Source organism: Bacillus pretiosus, from assembly GCF_051294775.1.
GTDB classification, from domain to species: Bacteria; Bacillota; Bacilli; order Bacillales; family Bacillaceae_G; genus Bacillus_A; species Bacillus_A wiedmannii.
In genome coordinates, this window is the sequence record NZ_JBPPHF010000005.1 from 163,735 (window position 1) to 181,509 (window position 17,775).

16 protein-coding genes and 1 pseudogene are annotated in these 17,775 nt (G+C 32.2%); 3 read left to right on the forward strand and 14 right to left on the reverse strand.

Features of this window, described 5'->3' with window-relative positions:
* Nucleotides 1–127: 127 nt before the first annotated feature.
* Nucleotides 128–346 (reverse strand): helix-turn-helix transcriptional regulator, encoded by a 219-nt coding sequence (locus ACSG5Z_RS24005; protein WP_327961566.1) that lies wholly within the window; start codon nt 344–346, stop codon nt 128–130.
* 147 nt (nt 347–493) lie between these two features.
* Between ACSG5Z_RS24005 and ACSG5Z_RS24010 the strand changes: the two genes are divergently transcribed.
* Nucleotides 494–820: a helix-turn-helix domain-containing protein gene (locus ACSG5Z_RS24010; protein WP_435712303.1), complete on the forward strand. Its 327-nt coding sequence runs from the start codon at nt 494–496 to the stop codon at nt 818–820.
* A gap of 210 nt (nt 821–1,030) precedes the next feature.
* On the opposite strand, the pseudogene ACSG5Z_RS24015 reads toward ACSG5Z_RS24010, so the two are convergent.
* From ACSG5Z_RS24015 to ACSG5Z_RS24025, 3 genes and pseudogenes are all read right to left on the reverse strand, one after another.
* Nucleotides 1,031–1,414: pseudogene (locus ACSG5Z_RS24015) on the reverse strand (helix-turn-helix domain-containing protein); the annotation flags it as partial.
* 273 nt (nt 1,415–1,687) lie between these two features.
* Entirely contained in the window at nt 1,688–1,981 is a 294-nt protein-coding gene (locus tag ACSG5Z_RS24020; protein ID WP_435712304.1) for an ArsR/SmtB family transcription factor, read from the reverse strand.
* Nucleotides 1,982–3,155: 1,174 nt separating this feature from the next.
* Nucleotides 3,156–4,253, reverse strand: a complete 1,098-nt coding sequence (locus ACSG5Z_RS24025) for an S-layer homology domain-containing protein (RefSeq protein WP_435712305.1) — start codon at nt 4,251–4,253, stop codon at nt 3,156–3,158.
* 756 nt (nt 4,254–5,009) lie between these two features.
* Between ACSG5Z_RS24025 and ACSG5Z_RS24030 the strand changes: the two genes are divergently transcribed.
* A complete protein-coding gene (locus ACSG5Z_RS24030; protein ID WP_435712306.1) occupies nt 5,010–5,477 on the forward strand; it encodes a hypothetical protein in 468 nt (155 codons plus the stop codon).
* Nucleotides 5,478–5,722: 245 nt separating this feature from the next.
* On the opposite strand, the gene ACSG5Z_RS24035 is transcribed toward ACSG5Z_RS24030, so the two are convergent.
* On the reverse strand, nt 5,723–7,093 hold the full coding sequence (locus ACSG5Z_RS24035; RefSeq protein ID WP_435712307.1) for a lytic polysaccharide monooxygenase: 1,371 nt from the start codon (nt 7,091–7,093) through the stop codon (nt 5,723–5,725).
* Nucleotides 7,094–7,387: 294 nt separating this feature from the next.
* The gene (locus ACSG5Z_RS24040; protein ID WP_435712308.1) at nt 7,388–7,549 is read right to left on the reverse strand and encodes a hypothetical protein; all 162 of its coding nucleotides are present in this window, start codon (nt 7,547–7,549) and stop codon (nt 7,388–7,390) included.
* A 483-nt stretch (nt 7,550–8,032) separates the two neighbouring features.
* On the opposite strand from ACSG5Z_RS24040, the gene ACSG5Z_RS24045 reads away from it, so the two are divergent.
* Nucleotides 8,033–8,446: a hypothetical protein gene (locus tag ACSG5Z_RS24045; RefSeq protein ID WP_435712309.1), complete on the forward strand. Its 414-nt coding sequence runs from the start codon at nt 8,033–8,035 to the stop codon at nt 8,444–8,446.
* 75 nt (nt 8,447–8,521) lie between these two features.
* Here the strand turns inward: ACSG5Z_RS24045 and ACSG5Z_RS24050 are convergent, their stop codons facing one another.
* The 8 genes from ACSG5Z_RS24050 to ACSG5Z_RS24085 form a co-directional block, all read right to left on the reverse strand.
* Nucleotides 8,522–8,737 carry an alpha/beta-type small acid-soluble spore protein gene (locus tag ACSG5Z_RS24050; protein ID WP_001167047.1) on the reverse strand — a complete coding sequence of 72 codons (216 nt, stop codon included), beginning with the start codon at nt 8,735–8,737 and terminating at the stop codon, nt 8,522–8,524.
* A gap of 159 nt (nt 8,738–8,896) precedes the next feature.
* Nucleotides 8,897–10,654 (reverse strand): methyl-accepting chemotaxis protein, encoded by a 1,758-nt coding sequence (locus tag ACSG5Z_RS24055; RefSeq protein ID WP_435712310.1) that lies wholly within the window; start codon nt 10,652–10,654, stop codon nt 8,897–8,899.
* A gap of 1,067 nt (nt 10,655–11,721) precedes the next feature.
* Nucleotides 11,722–12,132, reverse strand: coding sequence for a hypothetical protein (locus tag ACSG5Z_RS24060; RefSeq protein WP_435712311.1), 411 nt, complete (start codon nt 12,130–12,132; stop codon nt 11,722–11,724).
* A 525-nt stretch (nt 12,133–12,657) separates the two neighbouring features.
* The gene (locus ACSG5Z_RS24065) at nt 12,658–14,013 is read right to left on the reverse strand and encodes an RNA-guided endonuclease TnpB family protein (protein WP_435712312.1); all 1,356 of its coding nucleotides are present in this window, start codon (nt 14,011–14,013) and stop codon (nt 12,658–12,660) included.
* A gap of 232 nt (nt 14,014–14,245) precedes the next feature.
* Nucleotides 14,246–14,659 (reverse strand): type VII toxin-antitoxin system HepT family RNase toxin, encoded by a 414-nt coding sequence (hepT, locus tag ACSG5Z_RS24070; RefSeq protein WP_435712313.1) that lies wholly within the window; start codon nt 14,657–14,659, stop codon nt 14,246–14,248.
* Nucleotides 14,649–15,056, reverse strand: coding sequence for a type VII toxin-antitoxin system MntA family adenylyltransferase antitoxin (mntA, locus tag ACSG5Z_RS24075; protein ID WP_046956012.1), 408 nt, complete (start codon nt 15,054–15,056; stop codon nt 14,649–14,651). Before mntA ends, hepT begins: the two co-directional genes overlap by 11 nt.
* Before the next feature lie 336 nt (nt 15,057–15,392).
* Nucleotides 15,393–15,740: a YxeA family protein gene (locus ACSG5Z_RS24080; RefSeq protein WP_435712314.1), complete on the reverse strand. Its 348-nt coding sequence runs from the start codon at nt 15,738–15,740 to the stop codon at nt 15,393–15,395.
* A 209-nt stretch (nt 15,741–15,949) separates the two neighbouring features.
* The gene (locus ACSG5Z_RS24085) at nt 15,950–17,590 is read right to left on the reverse strand and encodes a S8 family peptidase (protein ID WP_435712315.1); all 1,641 of its coding nucleotides are present in this window, start codon (nt 17,588–17,590) and stop codon (nt 15,950–15,952) included.
* Nucleotides 17,591–17,775: the final 185 nt, after the last annotated feature.

Below are 17,775 nucleotides of genomic sequence, written 5' to 3' on the forward strand. Positions count from 1 at the left end.
TGCAAATACACTCCTTTAATTTATATATAACGATAAAATATAATTATCTTATGTAAAATTACTTAAAACACTTTCCATATTCAGATTTCTAGAAAATCACTATATAATCTTAAAGGTCTAACACTATTCAACACACTTCGTGTTGTTCTGAATCAAAAAAAATTGTTTGGACTGTAACACCATAAAAATTTGCTAATTTTATTTTTATATTATCTCGTGGAATTCTCTGACCATTTTCATACATTTGCAATGTACTAACACTGATCCCCACAGCTTTTGCCACCTCTTCTCTAGATTTCCCATTTCTTAAATTAATTAGATTTTTAGCCACTCTTTCATAATTCATGCATTCTCTCCCCCCTAAAACCACATTCCGTGTTGTTAATTAGAATATAAATCGCACGAAACGTGTTGTCAATAGATTTTAATTATCAACTTTTAAAAACTTTAATTATTTAACACATATTGTGTTAATATATTATCAGGTGATAGAATGAAAACGTTTGGAAATATAATTCGTGATTTAAGAAAACAAAAAGGAATTACGCAAAAAGAACTTGCTCACTCGCTTCAACTAAGTGAAAGTACAATTGGTATGTATGAGCGTAATGAACGTCAACCTGATTACAATACCTTGATATGTATCGCAGATTACTTTAATGTATCCACTGATTTTCTTCTAGGGCGAGATTTTAATGTTAAAGAGGACAGAAACAAGATAGAACTAGATCAATGGTTAAATGATATAAAACTTGCACCATCCCAAAAACGGGAAGAATTAAAACGTTTTTGGAAATTTATAATGCAGGAAGAAAAGTAATAAAATAAATCTCCACCTTTATAGAGTGGAGGTCTTGAGTTCGAGCCCTTCCGGGGCCATATATTACGGTAAAATGGCGTTCTATCCAAAGTTAGAGCGCTTATTTTTGTCCGATGATTGATTCATTGATTTAGCCGAAATGTTTGCGTTACGCTGCCAAACTGTAGCATTTACAATACGTCCCTTCACTTCGCGAATTTTGGCAAATTAAACAAGACCTAGTTTCGGCAACAGCAATGTTTCCATTTGTTTTTTTGCGGTATAAGATTGTAAGTTGTTCTTCTTAGATTTAAAGCGCGGGGTGCTATTTTATTTTTTGAAAAAGCTTGTATAATCATCCGCAAGGTTGCGAACAGACGACTGAATCGCAATACTATCCACTTCTTTTGCCCAAACAAACTCTTTCTTCATGGCAGGAAGTTTGGCAGAGCAGGTGCCATATGTCAAACCTTTTTCTGTCTCTTTGTATGCGTAATCCCATAAGGATAGGAAATAATTGAATACAAAGCGAGAACAACCAATCGTTTTGTTGATTAGAATTGCTTGTGCTTTATTTGGATAGATACGAAACTTATAGGCTTTATTAATCATCATTTGATTCACCTCCATTTCGGTATATGACTATCACAAATCAAACGTACATTCGGTTAATCGTAAAGTAACGGTTTATGTATGTCGAACAAGGGATCGTTTCCTACCATCCCTTGTTCGAAGCCAATTCATCCACCACCTACTCACTGGGCGGTGACCCTTCACGCTCCTTGAGGAAGGAGTTTTCTTGCCTAAAAGGATAAATGTGTACCATTTGTTAAACATACAAGAAAAGTTTCCTGCTTTATGACAGGAAACTTTTCACATATTATTAATCTAAAAACCTAAAATCCCTACAATTTGACGAGCTTTAGCATTATCTATATAATAATGCATCTCTAATCCCTTTCTTTCTGCACGAAGTACGGTTCTCCTTAATTTTGATAGATGCTGTGAAACAGTAGATTGTGGGAGTTTTAATATTTCCGTTAACTGCGTAACATTACACATTTTATGGTACATTAATTCACTTACAATTTGTAATCGAACCGGATGTGCCATTACTTTTAAAACATCTACGTCTTCTTCGCGGATTTCAGCTAGATCTCTATCAGATACTACTGTTTTCATTTCGCATTCTCCTTTATTATTAATTTCTATTTTTCTTATTATCCTTATAAATAGTACTTATAGATGCTTACCATTTGTCCTGTTGAGAAAATATATTCTCTTCTTAAAACAAAAAGGACACCTATCCTGAAAACAGTTTTTTTACATATCTTTGATCTATGATTAACACGCTTGGCTAAGCAAAATTAATTCTTCTACCCCTTGTTTAAAGCAAATAAAAAATTCTGCTTTTGCCTTCCCGTCCTGAAAAATTGATAAGCAGTATCTCCTATCTCACACTCTACAAAATAATCATTTTATTTCTCAACATGGATACCTGGAATTAAAATACCAAAAATGGTAATATAAAGTCACCTTCAGTTGTCAATTGTGTCCCTTTTTTGAAAGGCCCTGTCTATAATGACAAGGCCTTTTAAATTTTCCTAACTTAAAATATCCTTTATATTTCGTTTTTTAGTTAACCCTAATAATATGTATGCCTCTTTTAATGTAATTAAATCTCTTTTACACTCCTCCATTTAGAGATGCTAAATTAACAAATGTCTATTAAAAATTTATTAGAACCTCATACTACAATCATTATCCAGAACCAAAATAATACAAACGAATAAAATGCGTTTTATCACTTTTACTTCTCCCAATTAGTTTATCACCTAATTTTAAATGTATAATCCCAAAATAATTATTAGAAACACCTTTTATAAGAAGAGCTATTTTTCTGTGAAATTTGGTTTACGAATGCTAATTTATCCCCATTTAAATCTCTTTTATAGTAAAAATTGATCTTATGCACAATCTAATTAATAAACTGTGGTATAACGGGTATAGAAATTAATTTTAATTTTAAATAAAAAGAAGAGTTAATTTTTGATTAACTCTTCTTTTTGCAATTTCCTGCTCGTTATTAGCAATTAATTCACGAAAATGCTCTTCTCTATTTTCTTTTATAAACTTCATCGTTTCTATTTCTCCTACTCAAATTAGCTTCTAAACGTTACATTTTTCATACAATACTGATTCCCAACAGTATTATATGGAATAACTAAACATTTTCTTATATACTCTATTAAAAATCTACACTACATAGAATGAATGTTTGTTTCGATCCAATTCCTTACCCCTTCAATCAAAATAATAACTTCTTCTATCAGTTTAAACCCTTGTAAAAGCTTAATTATTCACCAATATAAATGTACCAGGTCTTATAATTAGCCATTTGTCCCATTTTTATTTTATGTCGGCCTTTATCAAATGCATATTCCATATTTACATTTTTGACCAATCTATCAATCTCTTTGTCTAGATTTAAATCAGGGTATATCATAGTAACCCATCTTTTCGTCAACTCAATAGATGGATTATGGTTTTCGAAGCTAATAGTAAAATTATTGCCGCCCTTTTCATTTATACTCAATGGTCCATACCAATCTTTATTTTCTTTTGCCATTTTAGATGAAGCTAAATATAGTACAGCACTTGTCTCCCAATACTTTATATCTAGATTATACTTCTCATTTATTTCTTTAATGAGATTTTGCGCCTCTTTAGATATAGATTTACTATACACGGGAACAATATCCACTAACGATTTATCAAAAGTGAAATCATCTGTCACCATGGATCTCGGTATCCCCAACGGCATTACTTCAGGTTGTCCCGGCTTCTCTAACTTACGCATTGCATTATATAGAAACTGTGCATATTGCTCACGAGTTACTACTTTTTTAGGCTCAAATAAATTGTCACCTGTGCCCACAGCAATTTTGTTCTCTTGTAGGGCGCTAATCGCCTCAGTAGCCCAATAATTTTTTTCCACATCATTAAAAGTAGTAATAGATTGTTGCTTTAAATTAAATGTTTTTTGTAAAATTGCCGCTAATTGTTCACGAGTTAATACATCATTTGGTCCGAATTCATTATCCCCATATCCATTCATAAGACCAGAACTGACAACAGCATAAATTTCTTTTTCAAACATAGTACCTTTTACATCTTTAAATTGATCTTCAAACCTATCACCTACAAGTAATGGCTGTAGATACACATATAGCAGACGAGCTGCTTGTCCTCGCGTAATATTATCGCCTAATCCAAACATTCCATTTCCATAGCCAGCTATCATTTTTTTATCTTTTAGATGCATAATCGCATCATAAGACCAGTGATTTGCAGGAACATCTTTAAATGTTGTGTCTGCTTGTACATTCGTTAACGATGTTAATGCCGTCGTAGCAAGTGTAGCTCCTATTAAAAGCATTTTTGTTAGTTTCATACTATAATCCCCTTATTCCTATAATTTATTATTACAAATTATTTCATTCGCCTTATATAATTCCCTTCCTATCATATTAATATTAACATAAAATACAATAATTGTTATATATAGATATATAATTAAATAGTTTCATTCATATATTAATAACCTCTGTTCTATTTTCGGAATACCTCTAAAAATAGATTTCGTTGAGTATGTATGCAATAGAATTGTTGATAGTAAATAAAACAGAATTTACTATCAACATGATGAAATATTTAATAGCATTAAGGCATTACATGAATTATCAGATGTTTAAATTTTTTAAATAGCTAAAATTATATAGACCAAAAAGAACCCCGTAATAAGAAAAACTATACAAACTGAGCATCTGCAACATTTGTATAAAACATTTTTATTTAATTCCTTTATTTCTCGATAATGGATAGATCAAAGTTATTGTCTCTTGTTAGTAGATTCCTATTTTATGTATAATGAAATTATCATTTTACCAATAAACGGTAATAAGAGGTGATACAAGTAAACAAACCAAACGTATCATCGAAGTATTAAAGGATCTATTCAATGTACATTAAGATACATATATAGGATTTAAAACCATGAAATTTTATGTACAGATTGAATTACTACAAGATGGAAGGTTGGTAGCAAATCTACTCAAGAAAAAAGAGCATTCAATTTGCTTAATGTTATAAAACTACTTGATGTGACATCTGTTGAATGAATTAAAAACATACTCAGGGGGAATTTCAAATGAAAACATTTAGTAAAGTATTATTAGCGGGAACATTGGCTCTTGGCGGTTTAGCAGCAATGAATGTGGAAACACCGAAAGCTCATGCTGATGGAGCGAGCGAATATTGTCGTTACATTTGTGGTCCTAAAGAAACATTAAATAATTTCACAATTCAACTTTCAGATACGAAATACAGATTGGGACAAAATATCATTCTACGAGCAACAAATGATAATGCATATGATGTACATTACACAGCATCTTTTGAAAAACAATACGATACTGGTTGGGATTATTATGACGCTGATTTTCACTATGGTTCCTTATTACCAGCTGGAACAAATGTATATGAAGATTTTGATGCTGAGACTGGCAATGGTGGAGCAATTTCTGAACCAGGAACATATCGCATGAAAATTGAAGTAACACATGCAGATGGACACGTTGATACAATGTACACAGCGCCAATTACATTAGCAAATTAAATAATAAGGTTGCTTCATATCTTATTGTTTTTATTATCTATCAAATATGTATTCAAAGTACCTAATCTTTTTTTCGTAATAGGTACTTTGAATAATAGTTTTATTATTAGGTTACGTTCCCTATTAATAGGTATTGAAAATGCAGAAATTGATATTCAAACAATATTAAGAGTTAAAAAATAGGAATACCTTCTCTTATAATTGACTCATTATTTAAAAACTAAAGGGATTCACTATTGACATCATTAGTTTACTTCTTTCCATAATGACAATGCAAAAATCCAATTTGGATCTCCATTCCCTTGATAACTCTGAACTGCCTCATACACCTTATCCTCATGAACTACTCTATCTCCTGCTTTATACGCTTTACGCGCATCCCATTGTCCATAAGAGTTTTCTTGTCCTTTTGTTGTAACTGTGATGGCATCACTTTTCATTGATTCATTACCTGATGTATCGACAGCAGATACTACATACTTATATGCTGTATTCGCTTGCAAATCTTTGTCCATAAATGAAGTTGTATTAGCAGTAGCTATTTCTTTCATGGCCCCTCCAACTTCTTTGTATACAATATAATGGCTCACATCTACATTATCCTCCGATGGACTCCACATTAAATCAATACTACTCGTAGTGGTTCCCATACTGTGTAATCCTTTAGGCTGGGTTGGTGCTTCTGCATCTGGCTTTTCCTCTGTTGTTTTAATAACTAATGCTTCACTTTCTTCAGATATATTCCCTGCAGCATCTACTGCTCTTACTGTATACGTATATTCTGTGTTTGGGCTTAATTTTTTATCAATTACACTTGTACCGACTACAGTATTAATTAACTCCCCATTACGTAGCACTTGATATTCTTTCACCCCTTCATTGTCTGTTGCAGGTTTCCAATTAAGTTCTACACTATTTGAAGTAGCTTTTATTACTTTTAATTCAGATGGCTGGGTTGATGCCTCTTTATCTGGTTTTTCATCATTTATTAGATTCACATCAATTACATTATAGAAAGCGTTTACAGTATCAGCTACATCCCAAACAGCTAAAATAACATGGTACCCACTACGATCAGTTGGTACATTGATTTTATGTGATAAATTATTAGATGCTTTAGAACCATCGTGTTTTATAGTACCAATTAACTCGAAGTCTGCTCTTGTTAAAGGTTTATTTGGATCCCATCCCTTTTTCGTGATGTAATAGTGCCATTGACTTGTTGAATGAGGAGCTGTGTATTTCCAAGTGAAGGTATTTTCTCCGCCCTTAATCGTATTCTTAAACCATCGATCAGCTGTTTGTTGATCAAGAATCCCACCAAACAGGCCTCCTGCTGAAGCAATTTTCCCGTCTGCTGGTCCACCCTGTGGGAATCCTTTAGGAGCTTCTAAACTTTGCGGTTCATACATTATATTTCCACAATTTAAATTCAGCGCTCCATAATTTTGACTGCATAAAGCTGCACGGCTACCTGGCTTTTCAACAAACCCATGTGCATAGGCATTTTGAGGAATAAGAGTTGTACTCATAATTCCCACTGCTACTGCAGCAGCACTTAATCCTTTTTTATTTGTAGCCATTTTTCTAAACTGCCCTAGAATTTTTTTATTCATACTACTAGTCCCCTCCTATTGAATTTCTTACTATATTAAGAGCATGGATGTAAGTGAAGGCTAAACACGTATAACTAAAATTAACAATTGAATACAAAATCTCATAATTTCATACTCAACTATTTATTTACCTTCATTACATTTAAATAACCCTATAGCTAAATTATCGCATATTAATTTATTAAGCTTGCACAGAAATTATGACAGTTATTGGACTTTTTTCCTTTAACCCTTTTTTGTCTTAAAAGTTCTTCTTACTGTAACTTTAGAACAAAAATGTATTCCTTTCTACAATTACCTATACGAATTTAAAAAATAATTGAAAAGGAAAAATAAAAATACTACAACAAAGAATTTCCATTTGTTTCTTTTCGTTGGTTTTCCAGCATGTTGTATATAAAAAAACAAGGCAATACCTGCCATAGAAAATAAAAAAGTTTGATAATAATCAATCATCTGTAATCCCCCTCCATACAAAAAATAAGAAGCCTCTTTTTGAGAGACTTCTTATTTTTAATACAAACGACATACATAGGCTAAATATACACAATAAGATTAGGATGCTGAACCTTATTGCAGCTTTATTATAACATATAACCTCTTATTTTTGTTTAATAATTCCAAATTATACAACTTTATCAACAATTGAGTATTTATATATAATACACAATAAAAAAACAACAAAATATTCACTTATAGAACCAACGTATGTAAAAACCAGCTACCATCCCATTCATAGTTTTGAAAATTTGTCCTCTCCTTCTTTTAACAATACTTTAAACTTCGAATAGATTACCGTATATCGACATCTAATGTATGCAGAATTACATATCAAATATCATTGAAAATCATTCTCGTTGTAACTATAATGGTTTCAAGAAGTGATATTTTTCACTTCGTTTTCAAATCTCACAATATATTAAAGGAGGAACTAGCATTATGAAAAAAGTTATTTTAGCAGGGGCATTAGGAATTGCAGTACTATCAGGTATGAATTTACCAGGAGCAGAGGCACCAAAAGCAAGTGCGGCAACTACGAACTTAGACATTCAAGAAGTTACAAAATATTACTCTATGAGTTCCTATGAAGTTTCTCAAAAAGAATCATTTAATCTTAATAAGGGGGACGAACTTACGGTCTTTGTACAAAATTCCGGGTTCCCAATTTCTTATACAGTCTTTGATGCAGATGATCAAATAATTGGCACATACAATGCCAATTCACCATACGGTCGCGTATTCAAAGCCCAAAAAGACGGTAATATTTCTGTTCAATTTCAAGCAGGCGTAAATTCTTCTTACATGAAGAAGATGAATTTTACAGCCAAATTTGCAGTGTCTAAATTTAACTAGCAATAAAAATTTTCACTATCCTCTTTAAAGGCAAATTAAAAAGGTATATCCCTTCCATGGGATATACCTTTAACTTTAGTGAATTTTATATTGACCAGATAACTGTTCTTGCGCCATACGAACTAATCGTTTTGTAATTTCTCCACCTACTGAACCATTTGCTCTTGCTGTTGAATCCGGTCCAAGTGTAACACCAAACTCCTGAGCAATTTCATATTTCATTTGTTCAATTGCACTTGCTGCAGCTGCTATTAAGATTTCGTTTGAATTATTATTTTCGCGAATTTGCATTTTTTAAACACCTCCGGTGAATTTGGTAATATCATGCTCTATTTCCAACAAAATATGTAAAAAAATTATTTGTTTAGCCATTTTACATATATACCTAAGCTTTCATCCCTTATGTGGGAATAAATAAAGGTATAGGTTATACCTACACCTTCTCCTATCCTACTTACTTTTGAATTCCCCTATTAACTCCTGTAACTCTTGGGAGAGCCAATTTAAAGAATTCGCTAACTCTGCAATATCTTGTACATACAGTTCTTGCTCTTTCATACTTGTCTCTACATTACCACTGCTATTCACATATGTATTTGCAATGTGTGATAATTCATTTACAACCTTAACAATAGTTTGATTATCTTTTAAAATGTCACTTGAATTATTCGAAATCGCTTTAACTTGATTTGTAACAGATTGTGCAGATGCTGAAATCTTTTCAAAGAAAGCATCACTACTTTGAACAAGCGTTATTCCTGATTCTACTTCCTTTGAACACTTCAGGATGGATCTTACAGCCTCATCTGCTTCAGCTTGGGTTTCACCAATTAATTTCGCTATACCCCTTGCAGATGCCTCGGTTTTTTCCGCTAATATACGTACCTCATCCGCAACAACTGAAAATCCTTTCCCCACCTCTCCAGCACATGATGCTTCAGTAGAAGCATTTAAAGCTAATAAATTGGTTTGATTTGAAATGGTTGTAATTACAGTAAGAATTTCACTAATTTCCTTGGATCGTGCTTCTAATGCAAAAATACTAGAAGATACATCTTGAACTGTATCTTCTAGTATTTTCATTTGATTCACAATTTGCCTAATCAAATCATTCCCTTCTACAGATTGCTGTTCCATGACTTCCGAAGCAGTCGCAACTTGTTTTGCAGCTCCTTTAATTTCTTTCATCTTACTTTCCATTTCTTGAACAATTTCTAAACATTTCTGCACTACATATTCATGAGAATGTATTCCTAAATTTAATCCTGTAATAGAACTTGCAATTCCTTGAAATGCTATGCTATTCTCTTTTGTACTTACCGACAGTTCCTGTGAAGATGTCGAAACCTGTTCAGCAGTCTGCCTTACTTTATCTATAATCCTATTAAACTTTTTAATAGTGTTATTAAAATAGATATTAGTTATCCCTATATCATCAGACCTTTCTTTCAATTTAATACTTAAATCCCCTTCACCAACTTTACGTAACCCTTCTTGTAAATCCTTTAAAGGCGATAGAGATTTTCGTGAGATAAATATTTGAATTGTAATTGCGATTGTTAATGAAATTATTATAAATAGTAAACCGTGCACTATAAATTGTTTCTTTGTAAGAGGAATAATAGAAGCGTCCAAATCCGCTGCAACAATTGCAACTATTTTGTTATCTTCATCTGTAATTGGCTCTAAAATTGTTACCCATGTACCTAATACATCTTCATATACTTCTGTCATTTGTGCCTGTTTCGTTTTCATTACTTTATCGTATGTCTTCATCCAATAAGTAGGATGCTCATAATAGTCACCTGGTTTTACAGAAACTGGTTCTACAGAAACTGTATTTGCTAATTCTGTATCCAAAGCTACTAATTGTAATTCAGCTTTATCATTTAGCTTGGCTCCTGTAATATATGTTTGTCCGACACTTTTCATATCTTTTATAGCTTTATCTAATTGCTCTGTCAATTTTTCTTTCTTCACTCTTTGTGCTGTGGGGTCTTTTGCTACATCTCTTACTATTTCCAAATCTAATTGATTTATTAATGTATCCCCTGTTTCAAAAGACTGCCTTTCAAATATAGACATCATACTATTTTGAAACATGTTAAAACTTAACGTCCCCATACTTACAACAAGCGTCAGAATTACTAATGCCGTTAGTAATACATTTTTTTGCAACAACGATAGCTTATGCCAATATTTTTTCATTGATTTCACCTTTCTTATTTTCAACAATACAAAAACAAAGTAGTAACATATTAAAAGGTTCTCTTTCTATTATTAATTTAAACATTAAAATAGCATACTAGTCATACAACCAAACGTTCCAATTTTTTCGTTTGATAGAGTATCTTTCCTCATATACTGATAGTTTCACTATATTTAAAGTAATAATTTAATGAATCTAAGCATTTATGTATTTAAATCCAAAAGCATGATGCTATTGTAATGAGCATCAAAATGCAGCTAATTTACAACACTCTCTTATATAGCACCACTAAAGAAATAATAGTTATGACACCTATGATTAATAATGCTAAAGTTTATTTTCTTCTTTTTGAAGCCCATTCTGATTTATTTTACAAATTTCAGTTTTCCCATTTGCAATCGAATCCTTTATATATCCAACTGTTTCTGGAGATCTATTAGTAGGAAGACGTAAACCTTCTTCTACTTCACCTTTTCCATTTATACTGATTTCTTCTAAATTAATTATGTTAAGTGTTAGTTTTAAACCAAGACGAGAATTCTTAAGCCTTCATCTTTGGCTATCTTTATCTTGCACAACAAAAACAAACCGGACAGTTACGTCCAGTTTCCTATTTTATAACTATTTTCCTTATTTTTCTATAACATTTTAATATCTACTTGTACAAAATAAACCTAATCTATTATGGCCTAACCCAATTTGTTTCTTCAATTCTCTTAAAGTCGTATGAAATAGTACAATAAGTAAATGCCTATCACAAAACTTTTGTATTAAAAAATACTAAAGTACATACTCCTACAATATAAGCCATGGATGCAATTACATTATGATTTTCATCAATAATAAACGTACACATGTTAAACAAAAACAGACTCAATTATTCATATCTCATACCTTATTTTAGTATAAATCTAATGCTTTTTTCTTAAATTCTACATCGCGAATGACTCTAATTTTACCCATATAAAAATCCCCTCCATAGTAAATAGGTTAATGTGTTTTCTTTTTCCTATCTACTATGAGGGGAGTATAGCATACTAAAGATAGCTTCTTTTTTGTATAAAATCTACGATTCTAGTGTAGTAATTAATTGTTGACGTTCTTTATCTCTAAAAATTTTAATTTCATGTTTAAACTCATAATTTCCTTCTTTATATCTAACCCATTCCTTACTTGTCCAATATACAACATTTACATTTGCATCTAAGATTACAGAACATATGTCTACTAATTCTTCTTCGTAAAATGGCGCTGCTTTCGCTAGTTCAAAGGCTAGTACTTTTGGATCATTACTTTTAATTTGAAGTTCCCTTGAAGTTTGCCCTAAATACTGCCATGGAGAATGTAGAGATTGCACATGAACATTTCGAGTTTCTTTAAACTGTGATAGAGAATGTATTGTAGCAGCAAATGTAGGTTTACTCACTCCTATTGATGTGCCTAAAGCAATAGAACCAATAATAAGTTTTTTAATCATTTTTTCAGCCCCTTTAATTATTTTGGATATGCTTCATTTTTATACAACGTTCATGTTCATGTTCATGTAAATGAAGATGATTTGACATGATTCATCACTATTTTCAAAAACTGTATATTAATTAATCGTTATAAATTTACCCAAAAAAAAAGTTTCCATAAGGTAACTTTTTTGTTTTTGGTATACATTATATGTATAAAAATTAGATTTGAAAATATTTACTTATTTGTTGGTCAACTCCCCCACTGAGATGAAACGTTTCAGTAGGGGCTTGAGTTAGAACTCCAGGTCTTTTCCTTTTCGTCTATTGCTAGACAGTTTGACGCTCTAGAATTCATGCCACCTAACGGTAACACCCCAAGTATGTTTTTGGTTGGTACTGGCAACGAGATATTGTTTTCCCACTTGCACCACCCTTTTGAAAAAGAGCAATTCTTCCTTGTAGAAGAAGCCACCACTCAGATTAATCCAGCGTGTGCTACAAGCCCCGACAAGTCGAGTACACATGGATGGTTGACACACCCACTAAGCTATGCACGAAGCAACAGCCTTACGTTTTTGCACTTCTAATAGGATCGGCGTTTTCACTTTGAGATTTTCATCCAATTCTACAACTCTTGATTTTTGCAATGTATTCAACGCACCATTAATATCAGCATGAATACATTTTCCTGATTTACTTCGATACAGACCACGAGTAATACGTTTGCCACTAAAGAGATACTGAGTTCCATCATTCTTAGACCAAACAGGAATCCTATCTTTGTCTAGGAAACTGGCTTTTGAGGTATAGCTTTCTTCTTGTTTAAAAAATCGGATGCCTTCTTTTAAACATGTATTCTCAATTGCTGAAATCAGTTTATGAAATGGGATTTGAACAAATTTTTGATTATTCTTTTTTCCCATATCAGATTCTTGTTTCCAACCGATGTTATAACCTACGACAAGCGTATCTATGTTGAATGCTTTCACTTTTTTGAACAATAGGCCTACAGTTTGTGAAATGTAACCATTTATTTGTTTTTCTCGTTTATGCCAAAGTTCAGCCATTTTACTCGTTACAATACGTTTTGAAATTCCATTTTCCATATTTTTCTGTTGCAGATTACGTATCATTTTGTTGAAGTATTGATTAATGGATTTTAATTTTTTTCCATCAATTAAGAATGTATAACCTGTATTTGTTGCACAACTTAATAATCTGTCTACACCTAAATCGCAACTCAAAGCGTTACTAGTAGTCGTGGATTGTTTCTTCATTTGAGAAACGTGCATCTCATATGTATAATGCACCTCAAAGAACCGACCTTTTTGCTTGGGTACAATCTCAATGTAGGAGATTTTTTTATTTCTTAAATTTTTAGGCATACGTATTTTAATGGAACCGAATTTTTTTCTGAATGCAACATTCATCGGAATCATCCAATACCCGTTATCATCAACTTTTGGAACTTGATAGATTTCAATGATTCGTTTATCAGTTGAACCAGAATAATTCGGAAACTTAGGACGACCTGTGAATTTCTCAGGATTTTTCTTCCACTGTTCCATTGCTTTAAAAAAGCTCTTCGCTTCTGTATATAAGGCTCTACGAATAGCCTGCACAGAGTTTGATTGAATGCCCCAATAGTTCATATCGGCTTGCATGGCAGTGTCCACTTCTTTTACAGTAGCCATTTTATTATTGTTCAAATAACTTTGTTTCATGGTGTACAATCCAACATTTCGCAACGCTTTTGAACTATGCGACATGCGTTGAAGTAACCGAAATTCTTTTGCCGTGAAGCAAGCTCGTCCGATATTTTGTTTCTGAGTGAAGCGTTGCATGTTTTCTCGTTTCTTTTGTTTACGTAATACTTTCACTGCTTTCTTTCTAGCCATTGTTTTCACCACCTTTCTCAGAGTGCTCAACCTATTGACTGATGGCAATTCATCTCCACCTGAATTGTTTGACTTCACCCGTAACACAAATCAGATGGAGTCTTCTTGCCGAAAAGGATAAACTCATCTTATGATCGCGTTTCTTCTTAGGAAATTAAGTGATTGTTTCAATAGCTGGTTTGGGAATCATAGAATTATTTTCTTTCTCAGCTCTATTATTCTGTTCTTTCGCCTAAAATTCCAATATCCCCATTACTTCTTTCGTAAATAGTTTAAAATCAGTTAAATGTTTTTCAATAATTTGACGAACAATATCTAAATTTACACTTTGATAATCATGAACAGCAATATTACGAAATCCAACCATTGCCTTTAATTTATTTGCTAAATCAGCGCTAAGTAATCCTGCTGTAACCAACAAATCAAAGGCTTCTCGACTAGATTGAGGTAGTCCTAATTTTTTCCCTGCAACAACATGCATCGCCAAATCAATACTCGCTTCACAAGCTCTTTGTATGTTCAATATTATTGAATCTTGTTTTGTAAAATCTTCTAAATTTTCAGGGTCATTTCCATACACATCTTGGATTCTTTTTATACAACGCTCTACTGTAGAAATTTTATTTAAAATAACCTCATTCTTCATATATAGAACCTCTTTTCTTTATATCATCAAATACTATCTGTCGTTCTTCATTCAATTTTGAATACATTTTTAAGGTTTTCATTTCAAAAATGACCTTACGTCTTTCATCCGAACAAAATATTGTCTTTCCTGTATGTATAATCTGAGCTTGAAAAACTGTAGAAGCTTCGGATAAATCAACTAAATCAACATCTTTATGAACAATGTTAGCTAACTCCTGTGCTAATAAAAAACGTTCATAGTTCCCTAAAGTTGTGTCACTTAAGTAAGCTATATCAATATCACTATCTTCTCGTTCTCTGTTCTCAGCCGTTGATCCAAACACAATTATCCAATAGGGATTCACCGTCTCTTGTAATTTTTCTATAATAGCTGTTATCATGCTTTGAAAAATCATCTAATTAATCCCCCTTATTATACTTGAATTTTATTATATCATAACCAATCATAAATCCTTTAAACGACTACAAATACTTAAACAAAATTAGAAGCTTATTTCTGACCTAAAATTATTATAGTTCAGGAGTAGATATATTGTAGCTTTAGATCTTAAATAATTGTTAATAATCCAACACTTGTCTGTTAAATGCCTTTTATATTTTCTTCCTGCAAAAGTAAAAGACTGACAATAACTGTCAGCCTCTTACTTTTACAACTCTAAAGAACTTTAGCCTATTTCACTATATACATTCTAATAGTTTGAGGATATATTGCTCTAACAAAGAAGTATTTATTAATCCACCTTTAATTTTTCTTTTACCTTTGTAGGGAGTTCATTTTTTTTAACTTCTTCCCAAGATTTCACACCTTTTTTCTCAGAGTAATATATACGTAAAAACGCTTCTTTACGAAGGTTTTTTAACGCTGTAAACTCCATTTCTTTCCCTTTACCATCCTTATCAAATCCAGGTAATTTATATTCGTAAGTCGTATCCCCATTTACATTTTTCTCTTTTAATTTTTCACCATCCTTGGTAATTTGCACATAATATGTATCTGTACCAAGACGATTTAAATTACACCCCGATAACAACACAGTAAACATCACAAAAACACTACACATAAGCACTATTCGTTTCATATTATTCACCTCATATCTTTTCTCACAAAAATTATATCCTAATCTATTGGCTGCCAAAATTCATTTCCATTACGCTAACATTACGTTTTTGTAAGGTAGTAAAAAATTGCATAAATAAAAGGATATGAATTCATATTTCTATTGAATCCATATCCTTTGTTCTTATTGAGTAAACTATTTTACCTCATTCTAAATAGGAGGTATTTTTATTATTCTGGGAAAATGAAATTAGAGTTCTCTTCACTATTTTCGGAATCCTCTTTCGGGAACATAATAGTAGAACCTTGATTTCCTTTATTTATTTCTGGTTCCTCAGGAAATACAATGGAGGAATCATTACTTAAGTTTGGTGAAAAACCAAGTTTAGATAAAATGGCTTTTAAGTCAGGTAAAACACCAATTTTATCAGAGATTGGATCGTTAGATTTGGTTCCTGTACTAGGGTCACTTAAAATATCCCTAAGCTGGCTTGGTGTATATACTTTTCCCTTATTATTTTTTGCAATTCCTTGAATTGATGCAGCAGCACCAGCAATAATAGGTGATGCGCTAGATGTTCCACTAAAGCTAGAGGTATATAGATTTGTTGTAAATTCACTTGGTTTAGCATCTGTTGTATCTACTGCATTCCCCCATCCATACACGTCCACTCTACTACCATAATTAGAGAAATATGAACGCTTATGAGGAACTCTTGCAGAAGCTGCCCCAACCATAATTGCCCCTGAATCTTTAAAATCAGGACTATTACGATTTAAAACTTGTTTACCATTACGATCTCTAAATTGATCTAAATCATTTCCGCCGTTTGAACCTGCTTCAATAATAATAATCCCCTTATTTGTTCCCAGACGAATTGCATCAAATATATCCGGTTTTACTTCTACAGGGAAATAATTCTTATCTCCATATCCATCGTAAGTTGCTTGGGCTTCTAATAAAAGAATATCTCCAGCTTGCATATTGTTAACTGCACTTAATATAGCATCAGCTGTATTATAATTTCCGTTATCCCTAAACTGAGATACAACCTTTACCTTAGCTTTCGGTGCAATTCCAATTCCACCTATGTTATTATCTTCTGCCGAAACAATCCCTAAGACTGAAGTACCATGATCATGGTGTTCACTCCTATTCTGCCCAGATATCAATTCAATCTTTTGATTCACTAAATCCTCATGACTAAATAACCACCCATACTCCATATCTACGAAAGTAGTTCCTTTTCCATCTCCACCTTTTATGCTCCAGGCATAAGGTGCATTAATTCCTAATGGCGCTGGTTCAAGGTAACCTTGTCTTATAAGTCTAGGCTCATCATATGGATTAACCGATAAATTTGGCAAGCGCTCTTCTGGTGGCGCCTCTTCTTCCTGTAAATACGCCATTTCAACAAGAGATGATTTTTCCAATTTTACAAGTAATGCTTGTAAATCAATATCACCTTTGGTTTCTACAATATAATAGTTTAGCAAATTAGAAGAAATATGTTCGGAGTCGTTTATTTCTCTACCTAGATTTTTAATTTCTTTAGGGTTTAAAGAACTAAAAAGTCGATTTATAGTTACATTTGGGTATTGAGCTAAAATCTCAATTAAGTCAGAGTCCTGTTTTTCCTCTTTAATGAACTTTTCTATTCCATCCTGATATGGTAAATTCGCTTCATTTTTAAATTTCAAAACTAATTGTTTAATAACTTGCTTATGTACATTAGAATTTAATTGTTTATTTGAATTATTGTAAGTAGCTGCATAAGCAACTTCTGATTTTTCACTTGGAAGTAGTCCGCCCACCCCATTAAATGCTGTTAATGCGATTGAAGAAACTAAAATTCCCTTAAAAATTTTCAAAACGTGCACCTCTTTTTATTAATATATAATTATTAAAAAATGTATATTACCTAATTTCTTTCTAGAAATATATTTTATATGTAGGTCTATATTTTTAACTCCATTCATTCTTAAATATTTGTTTATACATCATTAATACAACTAACTCATGTCAACCCAATCTATTAATTCAGTTACAAACCTGT